Origin of the sequence: Candidatus Accumulibacter contiguus, from assembly GCF_036625285.1 — a bacterium.
Taxonomy (GTDB): domain Bacteria; phylum Pseudomonadota; class Gammaproteobacteria; order Burkholderiales; family Rhodocyclaceae; genus Accumulibacter; species Accumulibacter contiguus.
In genome coordinates, this window is sequence record NZ_JAZKUC010000002.1 from 87818 (window position 1) to 107064 (window position 19247).

Below are 19247 nucleotides of genomic sequence, written 5' to 3' on the forward strand. Positions count from 1 at the left end.
CGCAGCCAACGGCGAAAGTCGACTCGATTGTGGCAGGCGGCACGGGGGTGGGGCAAGCTTTATGAGTGATCATGAAAAGCCGAGCAGAGAGATTGTTGTATTTTAGTCACGTTGCTGAACGGATCAAGATTCGCAGCCTGGTCAGCACGATTCACGAAAAAAAAAACGGGCGCCGAAGCGCCCGTTTCAGGAAGCAATGGAGCAACGTCAAATTAGAAGGTGTGACGGATGCCCGCCAGGAAGGTATTGTTGTCCTCGCCACGCGAGCCAATCGCGCCGGTCAGGAGGCCACCACCCACCGGGGCTGCGGCAATGCCCTTTTTGTCGTTCGAGGCCCAGACATAACCTGCATAGAAGGTGGTGCGCTTCGACAAGGCGGTCGTCCAGGCCAGGGTGGCAGACTGCGAGTCGCCGGTCAGCGGAACCACAGCCCGATTGTTGCCATCCATCATCAGCTGGGCATAGCCCAGATGAATGTTGCTGGCGGCGAGAACCGGGATGACTGCGCCAACCTGCCAGAGCTGGCTGTCGACCTGGCTGTTGTTGATCAGCCGCGAAGAGTTGCTGACGTTCATGCCCTGCCAGCTACCCATGAGCTTGACCATTTTCAGGTCAAAGCTGGCACCAATGTACCATTCCTGGGTATCAAACGAGTTGATGGCGAGAGTGCCAGACGGCCGGATGTTGTCGCGTGCCTGATAGACCAGGTCGACGTTGAGCGGGCCGTTGGCATAGTTGGCACCGACAGCCCACTTGCTGTTATCCGTTACGCTGACGTTCTTGTCGTTGTAGGTGCCGGCGGCGTCCGTGGTCTCACCGAAGGAGTAGATGGCCTTGGCGCTGAAACCGCCCCAATTCGGGCTGGTGTAGGTCAGAGCGTTGTCCCAGCGAGCGGGGCTGTTCGGGGTGATGGTGTAACCGGCGTTGGCGGAAAGGAAGGATTGCGATTCGACCAGGGCACCACCCATCGGGTCGTTATTGACCGTTGCCTGGTAACCCGGAGAATACTGGCGACCAAGAGCGACGGTACCCCAGGTGGCGCCGGAGAGGCCGACGTACTGCTGGCGGGCGTTGAGGCCGCCGGTGTTGCCGACGCCGCTGTTGTTGTCGATGTTGAGCGAGTACTCGAGCGTGAAGATCGCCTTCAGGCCGTTGCCGAGTGCTTCCTCACCACGAAAACCGAGGCGCGAGCCGCTGAGAATGCCGGAAACGATGCCGCTGAAGGTGTTGGTGCCCGGAACATTTACGCGTACCGGGACGCCGGCGACGTTGCGAATACCATTGCCGGCGTCGCCGGTGCTATACGCATAGCCGGCATCGGCAATACCGTACATGGTGACGTTGGTCTGGGCAAAAGCAGCGCCCGAGGCCAGGCTGGCGACTGCCAGTGCGATGAGTTTCTTTTGCATGGTGAATCTCCTCTAGGTTTGAGATCAATGAAGCTCGCTGCTGCTCCATCAAACTGGACCTCTCGAAAAAGAAACGAGAAGTTGCAGCGATTCTGGCAAACGGCGATGGCCTGAGCAAGTTCCCTGAACGCTTTCCTGGAATGCGGGCCAGAGGTTGTTGGGTTTTTGCAACAGGACTCGCCATTTGTCTTGGGAAAGTGCGCCTCGGCAGCCTGGTTGCTGCGCATGGGCAGTTTGTATTCAGGTCAGGCTTGGGGGCCGGTCGGTCGAACACGATGCAAGCGCGCAGAAGCATTCGTTCCGCTTGCCGTACGGGCTGGACGGCGCTAATAAGATTCAGGTGAACAACTCGGCCAGCGCTTCGCCAGGGTCGACAGCACGCATGAAGGCTTCGCCAACGAGAAAGGCATTGACGCCATGGTCGCGCACCAGTTGCACGTCGCGGGTAGAGAGGATGCCGCTTTCAGTGACGACGATGCGGTCAGCCGGGAGATAGGGCAGAAGTTCAAGGGTGTTTTGCAGGTTGACTTCGAAGCTGCGCAGGTTGCGGTTGTTGATACCGATCAGCAAGGTGCGAAGCTGCAAGGCGAGATCAAGCTCCTGAGCATTATGCACTTCGACGAGCACCGCCATGCCGAGACTGTCGGCGATGGCTTCAAAATCACGCATCGCTGGCAGATCGAGTGCCGCAGCGATGAGCAGGATCGCATCGGCATCCATCGCCCTGGTTTCGTGAACCTGATACGCGTCAATCAGAAAGTCCTTGCGCAACACCGGCAATTCACAGGCGGCACGCGCCGCCTGCAGGTATGCTGGTGCCCCCTGGAAAAACCGACGGTCGGTGAGCACCGATAGACATGCCGCGCCATGTTGTTCATAACTGGCAGCGATCCGGGCGGGGCGAAAATCAGAACGCAGGACGCCTCTGGACGGGCTGGCCTTCTTGATCTCGGCGATCACTGCCGGCTTGCCGGCGGCGATTCGGTTCCGGATTGCGCCAAGAAAATCGCGCGGCACTGGCTGTGCTTCGGCTGCGCTGCGCATCGCGGCGAGCGGGGTTTCGACTTTCGACGTGGCGACTTCGTCACGCTTGACGGCAAGAATCCGCTTGAGGACGTCGCTCATTTGAGCGCCTGGCGCAAACTGGTATACGGGTTCAGGGTCGCGAGATTGTGTGCCTGGCGCACGCCCAGCATGGCGAACACTTCACCCGACAGGTATTCGTGACGCTCTTCCTGAGTCTCTTCCCAGGCGAGATAAGCTGCCGCGTCGAAGTGTCGTTCAAGCTGTGGTCTTGCCATGGCAAATCCTCCCGGCAAGTCCATCAGGCCGCAAAGCGTCGCGTGAATTTCACGAAATCGTCGAGCCGGGCGCGCGCGGCACCCGAGGTGAGCGCTTCGAAAGCCTTATCGACTCCATCCGCCAGCGTCGCGGCCAGGCCACTGACGTAGATGCTGGCGCCGGCGTTGAGGGCGACGATGTCGCGCGCGGCACCAATCCGGTCTTCGAGCGCGGCCAGCAACATGGTTTTGGACTCCTCGACGTTGGCCACGCGCAGAACCCTCGGGTCGTGCACCGGCAGGTTGAACTGCTCGGGGTGGAGCGTGTATTCCTCGACGCGGCCGTTCTTCAGTTCGCCGACCAGGGTTTCGCCGGAGATCGAGATTTCGTCGAGGCCTTCGCGGCCGAAAACGACGAGTGCGTGCGAACTGCCGAGGCGCTGCAAGACACGCACCTGGATGCCGACCAGATCGGGATGAAAGACGCCCAGTACCTGATTGGCCGCGTTGGCCGGGTTGGTCAATGGCCCCAGGATGTTGAACAGCGTGCGCACGCCGAGTTCGCGGCGTACCGGCGCCGCGTGCTTCATGGCACTGTGATGATTGGGAGCAAACATGAAGCCGATGCCGACCTCGTCGACGCTCTGTCCGACCTGTGCCGGTGTGAGGTGGATATTGACACCGAGGGCTTCGAGAACGTCGGCGCTGCCTGACTGCGACGAGACGGATCGCCCACCATGCTTGGCAACGCGTGCCCCGGCCGCGGCTGCAACGAACATCGCAGCGGTCGAGATGTTGAAGGTCTGGGCACCGTCACCACCGGTCCCGCAGGTATCGACCAGGCGGGCGCGGTCACTGACCTGCACCTTGGTCGACAATTCGCGCATGACCTGCGCCGCTGCCGAGATTTCGCCGATCGTTTCCTTTTTGACGCGCAGGCCGACGATGATCGCCGCAATCATCACTGGTGTGACTTCACCGCTCATGATCTGGCGCATCAGGGAAATCATTTCGTCGTGGAAGATTTCGCGGTGTTCGATGACCCGCGCCAGTGCATCCTGGGGCTTCATTTGTACTCCTCGAGGAAGTTCTGCAAGAGATCGTGGCCGCGCTCGGTCAGGATCGATTCCGGATGGAACTGGACTCCCTCGACGGCCAGTGTTTTGTGGCGCAGGCCCATGATCTCGCCGTCGTCCGTCCAGGCGGTGATTTCCAGGCAGGCCGGCAGGGAGTCGCGTTCGACGGCCAGAGAATGATAGCGTGTGCAGGTCAGCGGGCTGGGCAGGCCACGAAAGACACCCTGGTCCGTGTGCTTGACCGGCGATACCTTGCCATGCATCAACTTGCGGGCGTGCACGACGCGGCCACCGAAAGCCTCACCGATTGCCTGATGGCCAAGGCATACCCCGAGCAGGGGAATCCTGCCCGCAAATTCGCGAATCGCCGCCAGAGAAATGCCGGCTTGTGCCGGTGCGCACGGGCCGGGAGAGATCACCAGCAAGGCCGGCTTCAGGCGCGTGATCTCGGCAATCGAGATGGCATCGTTACGGAAGACTCTGACATCCTGTCCGAGCTCGCCAAAATACTGGACGAGATTGTAGGTGAATGAGTCATAGTTATCGATCATCAGCAGCATGTTTGGAGCGATCTCCCTGATTGATTCGCCCCGATCACCGATCCGTGGAGATTCCATCCAGCCACTGGTCTGTCATCCGCTGCGGGCGGTTGGCGCCGATACGCCCTTACATATGGCATTGTCGCATACAATCGAGTTAACTCGGAGAGGTGGCTCTCTGGGCTTGGGGATGGTCATGCGGCCGGGCAGAGCCGCCTATTTTGAGCCATTCCCGGCACTTGGCGAGAACGGGTTTTTCAATCCACTTGTGAATGATGATGCCGCAGGCAATCGAAATGGCCATGATCACGGCCAGCAGCAGGAGCGCCTTGGCCTGCGTCTTCTCGCCCGCAGGTACCCAGTCGAGCGAACGGAGCCCGTTGGATACGCGTTTCTGGAAAAAGAAATGTACCAGGTAGATCGAGTACGAGGCGTCGCCGATCAACAGGAGCCAGCGCTGTCTTTTCCACAAGCCTTCGAGTCTTGCCGAGACCGAAGCGAGCAGGAGCAGCGCGCTGCCTGTTCCGAAACCCAGGGTCAAGGTCAGATTGTCCCAGACGGGCAGTTTTGGATCGTCGAGCAGAATGTACCAACAGGCGGTGCCGACGAAAACCAGCGTGCCGGCGACGAGACTGACGATGCCGATCCAGTCGCGACTGTTCTTGCTTAGCTGCTTGCGCAGCGCCATCACCGTGGCCGAGGTGAGCAGGCCGAGCATGAACAGGGTATTGATCAGGTTGAGGCCGATCAGGTTGGCGAAGTGGTAGTGATCATTGAGCGCGACCAGCACGAACCAGGTGGCGAAGACCAGCATCCCCAGCGACCTCTTGAGGATGAAGGTGATGAAAATGCCGTAGAACACCATCTCGTAAGCCAGCGTCCAGGCGACTGCGACGAGCAAGGATTTGCTGGACGTGAATAACAGGGCGTTCAGGAAAAAGTCGCCGACCTCCATGCGGTTGGCGAACACCTTCCAGCCGCCCGAGACGATGAACACGATCCAGTACAGCGGATAAATGCGCACCAGCCGCTTGAGAAGGTAATCCGGAACCCTGTAGAAATTGTCCACGTCGTGGCGGTGCGCATGGTAGATGATCAGGCCGCTGATCACGAAGAACATGTGCACGCCGGAAAACCCGAAATTGCTCAGGGTAAGCAGCGTAAACCATCGCCAACCTGTTTCCCTCCACCGCCACCAAGCGCCTTCGCCTGATGAAATCGGTTGCCCGACCGCAGGCATAGAGACAGCAGGCAAGCTGGTTGGCGATCGGTAGCGGCAGCGAGACTTCGCCGGCGAGGACGCGGCGCATCCAGGCGACCGTGGCTTTGGCGTCGCAGTTCTCGGGAGCTGCGGCAGGTTTCTGAGGCTGTCGTGTTCGGCTTCGAAGAGGATGTCGCTGACGCCGTCGTGGAGGTGCTCGATCAGTCGGGCGGCGCTTGGGATTGGCGAAGGGTTCGCCTTCGGTGCCGCGCAGCAGGAGCGCGTTGGCGCCGTGCCGGTGAGCACGCGCGCGCATGCTGCGAGGTAATCGGGGTGCGTCGCCGCGGCGAGCAGCAGGGAATCGCCCTGAAAAGGATCGAGCATCTTGACCAGGCTGTGCGCGCTGTTGCGCAGGCCCAGACGGATGCGCAGGGCAAGCTGGCGGTCGAGGCCGGGAGAGAGCAGCGGCAGCGGCAGGTAGGCGACGCGGCGTTGATCGATCAGGTTGCGCCTCCTGCAGGCTGCCGCTCGCCAGCAGGCCGTACTCGCTGCAGCACCTGCTCGCTGGTGACCCGCCCGTAATCGTCGCTCAAGCCGTGCAGCAGCACCGGAACGCCGAAGCGCTGCAGCAGCAGCGCCAGCAGCGGCGTCAGATTGGCGTTGCGGCGCGCGCCGTTGTAGGTCGGGATGACCACCGGGCGGATCTTTCCGCAGGGGGGCGCCGCAGGGTCGGCAGGCGATCGCTCGCGGCGGCGAGAAAACCGCCCATTTCGTCGACCGTCTCGGTCTTCATGCGCAGCGCGATGGCGATCGCCCCGAGTTCGAGATCGGGACCTCGCCATCGAGCATCGCGCCGTAGAGCTGCTGCGCGTCGCCGCGTGACAGGTCGCGCGCGCCTGTCGCGCCACGTCCGATCTCCCTGATGAACAACGCGAAATTCATACCCCCTCCCGCTGTGTTCACAGCACGGCTTGCATCGCTGGCGTGCAGTGCCTGGTCAGAAATCATCTGTCGGAGTTCCGGCAGACATGAACCACAGAAGGTACCGCATTTCCGCTGCTCCTGCAGCACGGCCAGCGTCGCGCCGGCTAGCGATGTCGGTCGCGATCTGCGCGGCGGTGACGTCGGCGCATTTGCAGACGACGCGACTGCGTACCGGCAGTTTTCCGGGGCGCTTGCCGATCGGCGCGACGGCCCAGCGGATCAGCTCGGCGTCGAGCGTGTCGTCGGCCATCACCTCCTTGAGCCACACCTCTGCCTGCGTCTCGCCGGCGAGACGAACGCCGATCAGCTTGCCGTCCGGTGCCAGCGCGCGCTTGCTGATCTGGCGGCGTTGGTCTACATAGACGATCGCTGCCGCTTCGTCGCCGAGACCGAACAGGCTGTCGATTTCCTGCAGGCGACTTTCCGGCAGCGCCTGCGGGTGCGCTGCACGGAAGATCACCAGCGGCTCGCGCGACCGTAGAGTCCGACGCTGGCGAAAGCGAACTCGCCGAGCAGCGTCCGCGCCCTGGCGAGCAGGGCGAGCGCGGCCAGCTCGCCAACCCCGGCCTTGCGCAGGATTACCAGTTGCCACGGCAGTTCGGCCTTGTTGACCGCGACCGCGGCGTGCTTGAGTTCGGGTTGATGCGAGTAGGGATCGCGTGCCGAGGTGGTCAGTGCATTGACGCCGGCGCTGTTCATGAACTGGCTGCCCCAGTGCATCGGCAGCCAGGCGCTGCCTCGAGTCAGACCGGCATCCGACTTGACGCGTACGACGATGTCGCCGCGCGCACTGTCCACCTGCGCCAGATCGCCGGCGACCAGGCCGCGTTGCTGCAGGTCGTCCGGGTGCATCGACAGCAGCGGCTCGTCGTCGAGATTGAACAGCCGCGCGACGCTGCCGGTACGGCTCATGCCGTGCCACTGGTCACGCAGACGGCCGGAGAGCAGGCTGATCGGGCGCGCTGCGTCGGTGCTTTCGGCAGTCGGCTGGTGCTCGACCTGGACGAAACGCGCACGCCCGCCGGGGGTCGCAAAGACGCCGTCTTCGTACAGGCGCTGGCGTCCGTGGCTGGCGCCCTCGGGCATGGGCCACTGCTGCGGGCCGGCTGCGTCGAGCAGCGCATAGCTCAGGCCGGTGATGTCGAGATCGCGCCCGCGCGTGCTCTCGCGATGCTCGTTGAAGATCGCTTCGGCGTTGGTGTAGGGAAACAATTTCCGGTCAGCGGCTGATCGAGGCGGGCGCCGAGACGACGCGCGAAATCGACGGCGATCTGCCAGTCGTGGCGCGCCTCGCCGGGCGGGGCTGAGCGCCGGGGTCAGGTGCGTGATGCGGCGCTCGGAGTTGGTGACCGTTCCCTCCTTTTCCCCCCAGGTAGTAGCCGGCAGCAGCAGGTCGGCATAGGCGGCGGTGTCGGTGTTGGCGTAGGCTTCCTGCAGCACGACGAAATCGGCGGCCTGCAGCGCGGCGCGTACTTCGGCCTGGTCGGGCAGCGATTGCGCAGGATTGGTGCAGGCGATCCAGACCGCCTTGACCACCCCGCGCTTGAGCCCCGCAAAGAGTTCGATGGCGGTCCTGCCGGGCGCTGCGGGTACCGACGGGACGCCCCACAGGCTCGCCACTTCATCCCGGTGTTTGGAGTTGGCGAGGTCGCGGTGCGCTGAAAGCAGGTTGGCCAGGCCACCGACTTCACGGCCGCCCATGGCGTTCGGCTGTCCGGTCAGCGAGAAGGGGACCGGCGCCGGGGCGACCGATCTGGCCGGTCGCCAGATGCAGGTGGATCAGCGCTGCGTTGTTGTGCGTGCCGTGCGACGACTGGTTGAGTCCCTGGCAGTACAGCGACAGCGCCGCGCCGGCAGTACCGAACCAGCGTGCCGCCTGGATGATGTCGGTTTCGGCGAGGCCGCAGATCTCGGCCACCGCCGCTGGCGGGTAGGCGGCAACGATTGCTTCGAGTTCGTCGAAGCCCTCGGTATGCAGCGCGATGTAGTCGCGATCGACGAGTTGTTCGCCGAGCAGGACGTTGAGCAGGCCGTTGTAAAGCGCGATGTCGGTGCCGGGCTTGAGCGCCAGGTGCAGATCGGCAAGCGCGGCGGTTTCGCTGCGGCGCGGGTCGATGACGATGATCCGCAGCTCCGGATGGGCTGCGCGCGCATCCTCGATGCGACGAAAAACGATCGGATGCGCGACCGCCGGGTTGGCGCCGGCAATCAGCAGGCAGTCGGCCAGGGCGATGTCCTCGTAACAGCACGGTGGTGCATCGGCGCCGAGTGTCTGCTTGTAACCGGCCACCGCCGAGGACATGCACAGGCGCGAGTTGGTGTCGATGTTGTTGGTGCCGATCAGCCCCTTGGCGAGCTTGTTGAAGACGTAATAGTCCTCGGTGAGCAACTGCCCGGAGACGTAGAAGGCGACGCTGTCCGGCCCATGCGCGCGAATGATCTCGGCAAAGCGGCCGGCAGCATGATCGAGCGCCGCTTCCCAGCCGACACGCTGGCGCGGCTGACTGCGATCCAGGCGCAGTTCCGGATGCAGCAGGCGATAGTCCGGCCGCGCCGTCAGGTGCAGCGTCGCGCCCTTGCTGCACAGACGGCCGAGGTTGGCGGGGTGCTCGGGGTCGCCGCGCACCCCGACGATCTGCCCGTCTGCGGATTCAATCAGCAGCCCGCAACCGACGCCGCAGTAACAACAGGTGGATTTGATTTGCTGGTTCATGACTATTGCTCCTGATTGTGCATAGCAATAGGTGTGCCACCATGATAAATCATGGAGATGGCGTGTCTGACCGGCATTTTGCCGGCAATTGCGCCTCGTCATGGTGCGCTGCGGGGCGCTGCTGCCTCAATGCGGGGCATTTTGACCGCTCGTCAGCAATTGCCGACACTGCTGCAGGGAGCCTGGCGCTCGGCCGGCGAACCGGATGATCCCTTCCTGCCGCCCGGCTACCTGTAGACCAGGGCATGTTTCGAGGTCGGCGCTGCGGTCCGTGCTGCCGTGTCAACGCGCAGCAGTACGTCGTCCAGGATGCTGAGGTCCTGGCGTCGAACTGGCCGATAGTGGCGTCCTGGTCTCTGGCGCGCCACTGCCAATTGGCGGCCAGAGAAGCTTACCGGTGCAGCGGCAGTCTCTGGGATGCCTTGATGGCGGCCGGGACGCTGCTCGTCGAGCCGGGCTTGTCGCCCATCGAGAGCTGGAGCAGTTTTCCTGCAAGGGAGCTACAGTTCTACCCTCAAGAATCGGCCGGATGTGCCGTGAAACCATATACGGGGTAACCAATCATAGGAGTAGAGATCATGAACGTAACCGGAATCGCCGCTGCGGCGACTGAAATGAGTCAGGCCAGAACTGCAGAGGCGGTGCAGATGGCGGTACTGAAAAAGGCCATCGACGTACAGGAGAAAGGCGCGCTGCAACTGCTTGAAGCGGCTTCGCCGGTGGCCAGCAATCCGCCGAATCTGGGCAATCGAGTCGATATCTCGGCTTAGGTCGTAGCAGCGCCCGCTGTCGGTGGTCCCGGATCAAGCGTCCTCGCCGGATGGGCGTGCGGCGCTTGCGACCAGCGCGGCGATCGCCTTGCCGACGTCGACGGTACTCGCCTTGCCGCCCATGTCCGGCGTGCGCGTCCCCTCGGCAAGGACCGTTTCGATTGCCGCCATGACCGCTGCCGCCGCTGCGCTGTAGCCCAGATGTTCGAGCATCATCGCGCCGCACCAGATCTGGCCGACCGGGTTGGCAATGCCCTGGCCGTAGATGTCCGGTGCTGAGCCATGCACCGGTTCGAACAACGAGGGATGCCGGCGCTCGGGATTGAGGTTGGCCGATGGCGCGATGCCGATGGTGCCGGTGCAGGCGGGACCGAGGTCCGAGAGGATGTCGCCGAACAGGTTCGAGGCGACGACCACGTCGAACCAGTCGGGGTGGCGAACGAAGTGCGCAGTGAGAATGTCGATGTGGTACTTGTCGCTGCGGATGTCGGGATACTGCGCGGCCATCGCCGCGAAGCGCTCGTCCCAGTAGGGCATCGAGATCGCGATGCCGTTCGACTTGGTCGCCGAGGTGACATGTTGCTTTGCTCGCTGCCGCGCGAGTTCGAAGGCGAATTTGAGGATCCGGTCGACGCCGCGGCGGGTGAAGATACTTTCCTGGACGACCGTCTCGTTCTCGCTGCCCTCGAAAATGCGGCCGCCGATGCTCGAATACTCACCCTCGGTGTTTTCGCGGACGACGTAGAAATCGATGTCACCGACCTCGCGGCCAGCGAGCGGCGTCGGGATGCCCGGCATCAGGCGCACCGGGCGCAGGTTGGCGTACTGGTCGAACTCGCGCCGGAACTTGAGCAGCGAACCCCATAGCGACACGTGGTCGGGTACCTTCTCCGGCCAGCCGACGGCGCCGAAGAATATCGCAGCGTGCTGGCCGATCCGCTCCTTCCAGTCATCGGGCAGCATGCGGCCGTGCTTGAGGTAGTAGTCGCAGCTCCAGTCGAACTCGTCCCACTGGATTTTCCAGACAATCCCGACAATCCAGATCGCCGACGGCCTTGATCACTCGCCAGCCAAGCCCCAGAATCTCTGCCCGGCAAGGCGCTTTCCGCCCTAGCTCATGCACCATTCCCTGCTGACCATGCAAATCTCGACCAAGCGCCCTTTCCTTTCGCTGATCCTCCCCGTGCTCAATGAAGCGGCGACAATCCGCGCGCAGGTAGCGGTGCTTCAGGAACTGCGCGGCCGCGGCGCCGAGCTGCTGCTGGTCGATGGCGGCAGTAGCGACGGCACGCCGGATCTGGCGCGGCCAGGGGTCGACCGGCTGCTCGAATCGCCGCGTGGCCGGGCATCGCAGATGAACGCGGGGGCAAATGCGAGCCAGGGCGAGGTGCTGCTCTTTCTGCACGCCGACACCACGCTGCCGCCAGCGGCCGACGGGCTGATCCGAGCCGCGATTGCGGGCGGTGCCGCCTGGGGACGCTTCGACGTGCGCATTGACGGACGCCAGCCACTGCTGCGAGTCGTCGAATCGATGATGAACTGGCGCTCGCGCCTGAGCGGCATTGCCACCGGCGATCAGGCGATTTTCGTTCGCCGCGAGGTTTTCGAGCGCCTTGGCGGCTATCCCGAACTGCCATTGATGGAGGACATTGCCTTGTCGAAGCGGCTCAAGCGCATCTGCCGACCAGCCTGCCTGCGCGAACGGGTACTGACCTCCGGGCGACGCTGGCAGAAACACGGCGTTCTGCGAACGATTTTGCTGATGTGGCGCCTGCGCGCGAGTTATTTTCTGGGTGCGGACCCGCAGCAACTGGCGATTCGCTATGGCTATCTGCCGCGCCAGCGCTGAGCCACTCGGCATCGCCGTCTTTGCGCGCGCGCCACAGGCCGGTGCCGCCAAGACCCGCCTGATTCCAGCCCTCGGTGCGGTCGGCGCCGCCCGCCTGCAACGCCGGCTGATCCTGCATGCGCTGGCGGTCGCGCAGGCTGCGGCGATCGGCAGAGTGACGCTTTGGGGAACACCGGACGACCAGCAGCGCTTCTTTCGTGCCGTGCAGCGCTGTTGCGATGTCGATCTGTGCGGCCAGTCGGGCCTGGACCTCGGCGAACGCATGGCGGCGGCTTTTGCGGCGCAGGCCGGACCGTTGCTGCTGATCGGCAGCGACTGTCCGGCGCTGCAGCCGGCGCATCTGGTGGCTGCCGCCAAGATCCTGCTCGAAGAGCGCCAGCACGCCAAGGACGCGGTGTTCATTCCCGCTGAAGATGGTGGTTACGTGCTCGTCGGCCTGCGTTGTCCGCAGCCGCAACTCTTCGCGGCCATCGAGTGGGGGAGCGAGCGGGTCATGGCCCAGACGCGGCAGCGCCTGTCCGGGTCGGGGCTGCGCTGGGGCGAGCTGCCCCGGCTGTGGGATGTCGATCGGCCGGCCGACCTGCTGCGCCTGGCCACTCTGGAAGGATTTGTCGAATGGAGCCAATGAATACCAGACGCCGGTGGGCTTCGCTGGCGCTGCTGATGACCCCGGTCATCGGCGTCGTCAGCGGGTTTTCAGTCTGCCCGGCGCGCGCCGACGCCAGGCGAGTCGAGCTGCCGAGGTTTTCTGCCGCGCTGCCGGGAAATCATTTGCCGAAGGAATGGCTGCATCAGACCTTGCCCTCGGTCGAGCGGCCGAACCGTTTCGATCTGCTGGCCGATGCTGGCGTGACGGTGCTGCGGGTGATTTCCGACCACTCGGCGTCGAGTCTGGCAATCGCAGAGCGCGTTGACCCGGCGGTGACACCCTTGCTGCGATGGCGCTGGCGAGTTTCCAAGGCAGTTTCCGGATCGGACCTGCGGCGCAAGGCCGGTGACGATTACGCCGCGCGTGTCTATGTCCTGTTCGATCTGCCACCGGAGCGGCTCGGTGTCGGCGACCGCATGAAGATCGCTGCGGCGCGCGTCCTGTATGGCGCCAATCTGCCGGCAGCAGCGCTGTGCTACGTCTGGGGTACGGCGCAAGTCGCCGGCGAATCGGGATGGAATGCCTATAGCGATCGCCTGCGGATGATCGTCGTCGATTCCGGCAACGCGCACTCCGGAAAATGGCGGGAGGTCGTTCGCGATGTCGCCGCCGATTTTCGTGCGGCCTTCGGCGATCCGGTGCCGGCGATCTCGGGTGTTGCCCTCGCCGCCGACACCGACAACACCGGCGATCGCGTCGAGACCCACTTCGGTGACCTGTGGTTCGAGGCACGACCGTGAAGATCTCATGGACCGTCCGTCGATCGTCGATGATCGCGCCAGCCGCCGCCGGAGCCTGTCATGTCAGGAGGGATGGCTCCGGTCAGCGGTTTTGCAGCAGCTTACTGAGTCTGCTGAATGCCGGCGACAACCCAACCGGACTTGCCGTCACGTGGCTTGACCAAGTGCCAGATTTCGTCGAAGGGCTCGGCGGCGGCGTCCTGGTTTTCGCGGATCATGCCGCTGAAACGCGTGCTGACAACGTAGCGGCCTGGCTCTTCGGCGACATCGATCACTGCTGCCTCGACGCTGACGACATCGGTTTCCTGCCTGGCGTTGCCGCGCTCGCGAATCTGCAGGCTGATCTCGGCAAACATCTCTGGCGTGGTGAATTCACGGATGTCGTCGAGATTGCCGACGTCGTTGGCGGCCTGCAGGCGGATGAAGCTGAGCTTGGCGTTGCGCACGAAACCGGCGACGTCGAAGTCGGTCGGGATGTGTCCGGTGGCGACACCGGCTGCGTCGTTGCTACCGGATGCCGGCAGGGAAAGCTCATGGTTGCCCGTAGGCGCGCCGCCGGCACCCGCCGCCGCGTACTGCAGGCCGCCGCCAGCAGGTTCGCGAGCAGCGGCGCGGCGACGCATGACGAGGCCGATCACCATCAGTACGGCCATTACCAACAGGCCAATCATTAGCATCGAAGCGAGTTCCTCGCCGAAGCCGAAGTACGAGGCCAGCGCGGCCAGGCCCAGGCCGGCGGCGAGTCCGGCCAGCGGCCCCATCCACGAACGCTTGGGTTGCGCGGCTGCCGCGGGCATCGCGCCTGGCGTCTGCGCTGGCGAGACGGCGGCTTTGTCGGGGGTGGTGGACTGACGTTGCATGCCGGTGGACTGGCCGCCGCCCAAACGTTTGCTGGCGGCTTCCGCATCGCCGAACGCAAGTGTACAGCCCAGTGCCAGAACGGCGGCGAGCAGTGAAAAGGTTTTCATGGATGTCTCCTGTGAGTGGTCGAACAGGCTCGAGAATAGACACTTGGAGATCATCAGAAAAGCAGAATTATCTGGAACGATACTTCGTAAAAAACTGATGATTGACGTCCGCAAGGCGTATCCTGCTATACCGCGCTCTTGTTCCTCGGCCTGGAGAGCCCCGGATGCCGCGCCTTGCGTACCGGCAGCAGCGGCCCGTCAAGCGCGTTCACGACATCGGTGTGGGCGCTCGACGCCTCACCAAACACCTCGTTGCGCGCCACTTCGCTGATGGCGACGATCGCCGGGTGGGTCAGCCGACGCTCGGTGGTAATCGCGAAGAGCTGTTCGGCGATCGAATCGATGCGCCCCAGGGATGTGACGCGATACTGTTCGCAAACGTAGGCGGCGATTGCCGTCGGAGCGACGAAGAGGCCGTCGCCGGCCTGTCCGAAGGCCTTGAGCAGCGCGCTGTCGTCGAACTCACCGATGATGCGCGGATGCAGGCGCTGCGCTTCGAACCAGTGTTCGAGGCGGGGCCGAATGGCGACGTCTTCGCCCGGCATCAGAAACGGAGCGCCGTCGAGCATGGCCGGGAAGCTGTCGTTCGGTCGCAGCGTCTCGACCAGCGCGGCGGCGCCGAAAACCGTCAGCGTGCTCTCGCCGAGCAGATGACTGTAGCCGCGCACGTTGAGATTCGCGGGCATCGGGCGGTCGGCGATCACCATGTCCAGCCGATGGATGGCCAGTTCCGCCAGCAGGGCGGTCAGGCGGCCCTCGCGACAGATCAGACGCACCGGTTCCGGCAGGTGCAACGCGGGTTCCACCAGTCGGTGGGCCACCGATTTGGGCACCGAGTCGGCAATGCCGACCGTAAACGGCAGGCTCTTCGTTGCACGTCTGGTCGCGCACGGCGTCGAGCAGTTCGTCGCCGAGAGCAAAGATCTCTTCGGCGTAGCCGAGGATGCGTCGGCCGCTGTCGGTGAGTTCCAGGCCACGCCCGACGCGGCGGAACAGGGCCACCCCGAGGCTTTCCTCCAGCTCGCGCAACTGGCCGCTGATCGACTGCGGCGTGAGATGCAACTGTTCGCCGGCGCGGGCGATGGCGCCGGATTTGGCGACGCCCAGAAGTAGCGCAGGTGTTTGTAGTTGAGTGTGCCATGTTATAAATACATCCAGAAAATCGATGTGTTGATCAATTATATTCGATTTGTTGGATTGGTTGCCGTGCGCTACAGTTTTCCCCGTTGCCAACCCACAAGGAGTTCCTCCATGCACATCATCATCCAGGCCCAGGTTTCGATCTCTCCGCCGGTTTGCGCGAGCACGTCGAGAGGCGCATCCATTTCGCGCTTGATCGGGCCAGTCAGTACGTGCGCAAGGTTTCGATCCGTCTCTCCGATGTCAATGGTCCTCGCGGTGGGGAAGACAAGCGCTGCAGCATCCAGGTGACGGTTGCCGGGGCCGCCGACGTGCTGATCGAGGATACCGAGCCCGACCTCTATGTCGCCATCGACCGGGCGCCGACCGTTCGGGGCGGACACTGGCGCGTCTGTTGCGCGGCGAGCGCGAACATCGCCACGAAAGCCCGCGTGGAACCCGAAGTCCAGGGGCGTGGCGATCGCCGGGAAGCCAGAAAGCACGAGTGACGGCAAGTGCGGCCCTGATTCACGGGGATCGAATCATGAAAAGGATCGCTCTTGCTCATCGGCACCAACCTGGCGATCATGCTGGTGCTGGGCATCGTCTGCACCCTGACCGGCGCGCACAAGTTCTTCTCCGGCGCCGGGCTTGACCTTGGCAAGCTGCTGTTCTTTGCGCTGATCATGGGTTTCGGCGGGGCCTTCATCTCGTTATGGATGTCGAAGACCCTCGCCAAGTGGAGCACCGGAGCGCAGGTGATCGAATCGCCGGGCAACTCCACGGAGTACTGGCTGTTCGATACGCGTGCGCCGATTCTCCGAAAAGGCGGGTCTGCCGATGCCCGAGGTGGCGATCTACGAGGGCGAGCCGAATGCCTTCGCGACTGGCGCCAGTCGCAACAGTTCGCTGGTCGCCGTCTCTACCGGCCTGCTGCAGAACATGACGCGCAGCCGAGGCGGAGGCAGTGATCGCTCACGAAGTCGCGCACATCGCCAATGGCGACATGGTGACCCTGACGCTGATCCAGGGGGTGGTGAACACCTTTGTCATCTTCATCGCCCGCGTCGTCGGCTGGCTGGTGGATTCGGCGCTGCGCAGGGGCGGCCGAGAGTCGGGACCGGGCATTGGCTACACGATCACGGTGGTGGTGTGCGACATCGTCTTCGGCATCCTGGCCAGCATCATCGTCATGTACTTCTCGCGCAGTCGCGAGTTCCGCGCCGATGCCGGAGCCGCGAAGCTCCTGGGCACGCCGCGGCCGATGGTGGACGCGCTACGTCGCCTCGGCGGCATGGAAGCCGGCGAACTGCCGCAGAATGTGGCGACCGCCGGCATCAATGGCCGGCCGGGCTGGATGGCCCTGTTTTCCAGCCATCCGCCGATCGAAGAGCGCATCGCGGCGAACTGGAAAGTATTTCGCCGAGGAGCGTGAACTTTTCGAACAGCTTGTCCGCAGCCAGAGCCCCAAGGCGCTGATCGTCGCCTGCGCCGACTCACATGTTGATCCTGCACGAAACGCCTTCGAGGGCACCCGCTCGAGCCAGCAACCCGTTTCCGGAATCCGCTCGTGAGCGCCGTCGAAACCTTCGCCACCGGCTCGATGTGGGCCGGCTTCATTGTCTTTGTCCTGATCATGCTGGCGCTTGATCTGTTCGTCTTCGGCGGACGCCAGGCGCATCGTGTCTCGGTTAGGGAGGCATTGGCCTGGGTGCTGGCCTGGATGGCGCTGAGCATGGCTTTCGCCGGCCTCATGTGGTGGTATCTGGACGGCGCACTCGGTCGCGAGATCGCCAACCGCAAGACCCTGGAGTTTCTCGCCGGTTATCTGATCGAGCAATCGCTGTCGGTTGACAACATGTTCGTTTTCGTGATGATCTTCGGCTATTTTGCGGTGCCACCGGAATTGCAGCGTCGTGTCCTGCTGTATGGCGTACTTGGTGCGATCGTCATGCGCGCGACGATGATTCTCGCCGGCGTCTGGCTGGTGACGCAGTTCTCCTGGTTGCTCTATGTCTTCGGCGCCTTTCTGGTCGTCACCGGCATCAAGATGCTGATCTTCGCCGAGCACGAACCCGATCTCGAAGCCAACCCGATCCTGCGCTGGCTGCGCGGCCACCTGCGCATTACCGGCGCTTTCCACGGCGAGAGTTTCTTCGTGCGCCAGAATGGTATCCTCTGGGCGACGCCGATGTTCCTGGTGCTGGTGCTGATCGAGGCCAGCGACGTGGTCTTCGCGGTGGACAGCATCCCGGCCATCTTCGCTGTCACCACCGACCCGTTCATCGTCTTCACCTCGAATATCTTCGCGATCATGGGCCTGCGCGCGCTCTACTTTTTGCTCGCTGACATGGCCGACCGCTTTCATCTGCTCAAGTATGGCCTCGCCGTCGTGCTGATGTTTATTGGCGGCAAGATGCTCGCGGCACCATGGTTCCATCTGCCGATCCAGTGGTCCCTGGGAATCGTCGCCGGCATCCTGCTGATTTCGGTTGCGGCAAGCCTGGCCTTGACGCAGGGAAAGCCGAGTGCGACCAGTGCTGGAGATGCATCCTGAGCGAAGCGATGCCGATACCCGCAGGCGGAGAACGCAAGGCCCAGGATCGCCTGCGCACACTGTTTCCCATGCGGTGCGGCGCCCCGGAATAAGCTTTTGTATTTCCACGGCGGTTGATTCAAGGGAGCGATATGCTGGAAAGCAATACAAGTAACGACAAAACGATCGATTTTCTCAATCGGGTGATCCGTCAGGTCTCCAGAGTGGTTGCGGTGATCATGGTGCTGGTGATCATCTGGGGCGTTGCCGATATCGTGTATGTCCTTTATGAGCGCCTGATGGCACCGCCCTTCATGCTGCTGGAGATCAAGGACATCCTGGCCACCTTCGGCGCTTTCATGGCCGTGTTGATCGCCATCGAGATTTACCACAACATCATTCTGTACGTGGCGGATCACCGCGACCACCGGCTCGCCGTGGAAATCGTGCTCGGCACCGCCTTGATGGCGATTTCTCGAAAGGTGATTGTGTTCGATTTCAAGGAAATGACTGCAGAATACATGTACGGGTCGGCGGCGGTCATCTTCGCGCTGGTAATAGGCTACTACCTGATCGCGGTACGTGGCGCCCAAACCGCGCAGGCTTCTCGGGTCAAGAGGAATCTCGATGAAGAACCATGACCCATGGCAGAAAATGGAACCCTGGAGCATTGATGCCGCTGCGCCTGCTGGCCTGCCTGGATGCATCCTCTCAGTCAACGCGCTGCTCGGATTTTTCCAGGAACATCGTGCCGAGGCCGCGCTGGCTGCGCTCAAGAACATGCATTTGTCCAGGGCTATATGGCGCATCACTCTGAATCACACTCTTGCCACTCGGCCATAGCGACAAGATCAAGCGGGCGGTGGTGGCGTGGCACCTGGCGCACCTCGTAAGGCTTGGACGCACTCATCCTGAGCTGTCCGCCTGCGAGTTGTTCAGCGAAGAGGAATAGCCAGGCGCATATATACAGGGCGCTTTGGTGGGCGAATTCTTGGCGTCTGCTAGCCTTGCGATGCGTGCAATAGCGCGCTGCGCCTGACAAAAATCGGGGCGCGCGGAAAGCGCTGCCTGCAAGGCGCTGATCGCCTGTGGGAAGCGTCGCAGGCGGAACAGCAGCAGTCCAAGCTCATACCAGGCTCCGGCCAGGGTCGAGCCATGGCCGCTGGCAGCCTGCAGGCACTGCGCCGAGGCATGCAGGCTGCCGGTGGGCCGGTGAACGTCGCCTTCGGCCGCATTGAAGGCCTGCATGGCCTCGCTGCGACGCCTGGTGCGGTAATAGACCAGGCCGAGCAGTTGCAAGGACACGAGGTCGTCCGGGATCGCCTGCAGGATGCTGCGCGCCATCCACTCGGCCTGCGCGAACTCGCCACTCTGATAGAAGGTGCCAAGCAGGTCAAACAGGGCGTTGATCATC

17 protein-coding genes and 4 pseudogenes are annotated in these 19247 nt (G+C 63.2%); 8 read left to right on the forward strand and 13 right to left on the reverse strand.

Annotated elements, in window-relative coordinates; translation table 11 throughout:
• Positions 1–212 precede the first annotated feature (212 nt).
• From V5B59_RS18915 to V5B59_RS18955, 9 genes and pseudogenes are all read right to left on the reverse strand, one after another.
• Positions 213–1409 (reverse strand): porin, encoded by a 1197-nt coding sequence (locus tag V5B59_RS18915; protein ID WP_169069720.1) that lies wholly within the window; start codon positions 1407–1409, stop codon positions 213–215.
• A gap of 336 nt (positions 1410–1745) precedes the next feature.
• Complete coding sequence (gene trpC / locus V5B59_RS18920; RefSeq protein WP_169069719.1) at positions 1746–2534, reverse strand: indole-3-glycerol phosphate synthase TrpC; 789 nt, start codon at positions 2532–2534, stop codon at positions 1746–1748.
• Positions 2531–2710: a hypothetical protein gene (locus V5B59_RS18925; RefSeq protein WP_034920260.1), complete on the reverse strand. Its 180-nt coding sequence runs from the start codon at positions 2708–2710 to the stop codon at positions 2531–2533. The genes trpC and V5B59_RS18925 overlap by 4 nt, the downstream gene beginning before the upstream one ends.
• A gap of 23 nt (positions 2711–2733) precedes the next feature.
• Positions 2734–3759: an anthranilate phosphoribosyltransferase gene (gene trpD / locus V5B59_RS18930; protein WP_169069718.1), complete on the reverse strand. Its 1026-nt coding sequence runs from the start codon at positions 3757–3759 to the stop codon at positions 2734–2736.
• Positions 3756–4325 carry an aminodeoxychorismate/anthranilate synthase component II gene (locus V5B59_RS18935; RefSeq protein WP_169069717.1) on the reverse strand — a complete coding sequence of 190 codons (570 nt, stop codon included), beginning with the start codon at positions 4323–4325 and terminating at the stop codon, positions 3756–3758. Before V5B59_RS18935 ends, trpD begins: the two co-directional genes overlap by 4 nt.
• Before the next feature lie 136 nt (positions 4326–4461).
• Positions 4462–5889: an acyltransferase family protein gene (locus V5B59_RS18940; protein WP_332352227.1), complete on the reverse strand. Its 1428-nt coding sequence runs from the start codon at positions 5887–5889 to the stop codon at positions 4462–4464.
• A 116-nt stretch (positions 5890–6005) separates the two neighbouring features.
• Entirely contained in the window at positions 6006–6200 is a 195-nt protein-coding gene (locus V5B59_RS18945; RefSeq protein WP_332352228.1) for a hypothetical protein, read from the reverse strand.
• Positions 6201–6294: 94 nt separating this feature from the next.
• Positions 6295–6447 (reverse strand): hypothetical protein, encoded by a 153-nt coding sequence (locus V5B59_RS18950; RefSeq protein WP_332352490.1) that lies wholly within the window; start codon positions 6445–6447, stop codon positions 6295–6297.
• 60 nt (positions 6448–6507) lie between these two features.
• Positions 6508–9202 (reverse strand): annotated as a pseudogene (locus tag V5B59_RS18955) (nitrate reductase); the annotation flags it as partial.
• 578 nt (positions 9203–9780) lie between these two features.
• Here V5B59_RS18955 and V5B59_RS18960 point away from each other — a divergent pair.
• A complete protein-coding gene (locus tag V5B59_RS18960; RefSeq protein WP_034918016.1) occupies positions 9781–9972 on the forward strand; it encodes a YjfB family protein in 192 nt (63 codons plus the stop codon).
• A 33-nt stretch (positions 9973–10005) separates the two neighbouring features.
• Here the strand turns inward: V5B59_RS18960 and V5B59_RS18965 are convergent.
• Positions 10006–10986 (reverse strand): annotated as a pseudogene (locus V5B59_RS18965) (tartrate dehydrogenase); the annotation flags it as partial.
• Positions 10987–11089: 103 nt separating this feature from the next.
• Between V5B59_RS18965 and V5B59_RS18970 the strand changes: the two are divergent.
• From V5B59_RS18970 to V5B59_RS18980, 3 genes are read left to right on the forward strand one after another with little or no spacing between them, the layout of a single operon-like run.
• A complete protein-coding gene (locus V5B59_RS18970) occupies positions 11090–11821 on the forward strand; it encodes a TIGR04283 family arsenosugar biosynthesis glycosyltransferase (RefSeq protein ID WP_288131943.1) in 732 nt (243 codons plus the stop codon).
• A complete protein-coding gene (locus V5B59_RS18975; RefSeq protein ID WP_034918018.1) occupies positions 11796–12449 on the forward strand; it encodes a TIGR04282 family arsenosugar biosynthesis glycosyltransferase in 654 nt (217 codons plus the stop codon). The genes V5B59_RS18970 and V5B59_RS18975 overlap by 26 nt, the downstream gene beginning before the upstream one ends.
• Positions 12446–13210 carry a DUF3047 domain-containing protein gene (locus V5B59_RS18980; protein WP_248594727.1) on the forward strand — a complete coding sequence of 255 codons (765 nt, stop codon included), beginning with the start codon at positions 12446–12448 and terminating at the stop codon, positions 13208–13210. The genes V5B59_RS18975 and V5B59_RS18980 overlap by 4 nt, the downstream gene beginning before the upstream one ends.
• 101 nt (positions 13211–13311) lie before the next feature.
• Here the strand turns inward: V5B59_RS18980 and V5B59_RS18985 are convergent, their stop codons facing one another.
• Both V5B59_RS18985 and nhaR read right to left on the reverse strand, forming a co-directional pair.
• On the reverse strand, positions 13312–14178 hold the full coding sequence (locus V5B59_RS18985; protein WP_169069712.1) for a Tim44 domain-containing protein: 867 nt from the start codon (positions 14176–14178) through the stop codon (positions 13312–13314).
• Between the two features lie 125 nt (positions 14179–14303).
• Positions 14304–15296: pseudogene (gene nhaR / locus V5B59_RS18990) on the reverse strand (transcriptional activator NhaR).
• A 108-nt stretch (positions 15297–15404) separates the two neighbouring features.
• On the opposite strand from nhaR, the gene V5B59_RS18995 reads away from it, so the two are divergent.
• The 4 genes and pseudogenes from V5B59_RS18995 to V5B59_RS19010 all read left to right on the forward strand — a co-directional run bounded on the left by V5B59_RS18995 (position 15405) and on the right by V5B59_RS19010 (position 18474).
• Entirely contained in the window at positions 15405–15806 is a 402-nt protein-coding gene (locus V5B59_RS18995) for an HPF/RaiA family ribosome-associated protein (protein WP_332352229.1), read from the forward strand.
• Positions 15807–15841: 35 nt separating this feature from the next.
• Positions 15842–16732: pseudogene (gene htpX, locus V5B59_RS19000) on the forward strand (protease HtpX).
• A gap of 168 nt (positions 16733–16900) precedes the next feature.
• On the forward strand, positions 16901–17854 hold the full coding sequence (locus tag V5B59_RS19005) for a TerC family protein (protein ID WP_034918052.1): 954 nt from the start codon (positions 16901–16903) through the stop codon (positions 17852–17854).
• A 131-nt stretch (positions 17855–17985) separates the two neighbouring features.
• A complete protein-coding gene (locus tag V5B59_RS19010; protein ID WP_034918028.1) occupies positions 17986–18474 on the forward strand; it encodes a phosphate-starvation-inducible PsiE family protein in 489 nt (162 codons plus the stop codon).
• 265 nt (positions 18475–18739) lie between these two features.
• Here V5B59_RS19010 and V5B59_RS19015 read toward each other — a convergent pair whose 3' ends face one another.
• Positions 18740–19246, reverse strand: a complete 507-nt coding sequence (locus V5B59_RS19015) for a tetratricopeptide repeat protein (protein ID WP_034918034.1) — start codon at positions 19244–19246, stop codon at positions 18740–18742.
• Between the last annotated feature and the right edge of the window lies 1 nt (position 19247).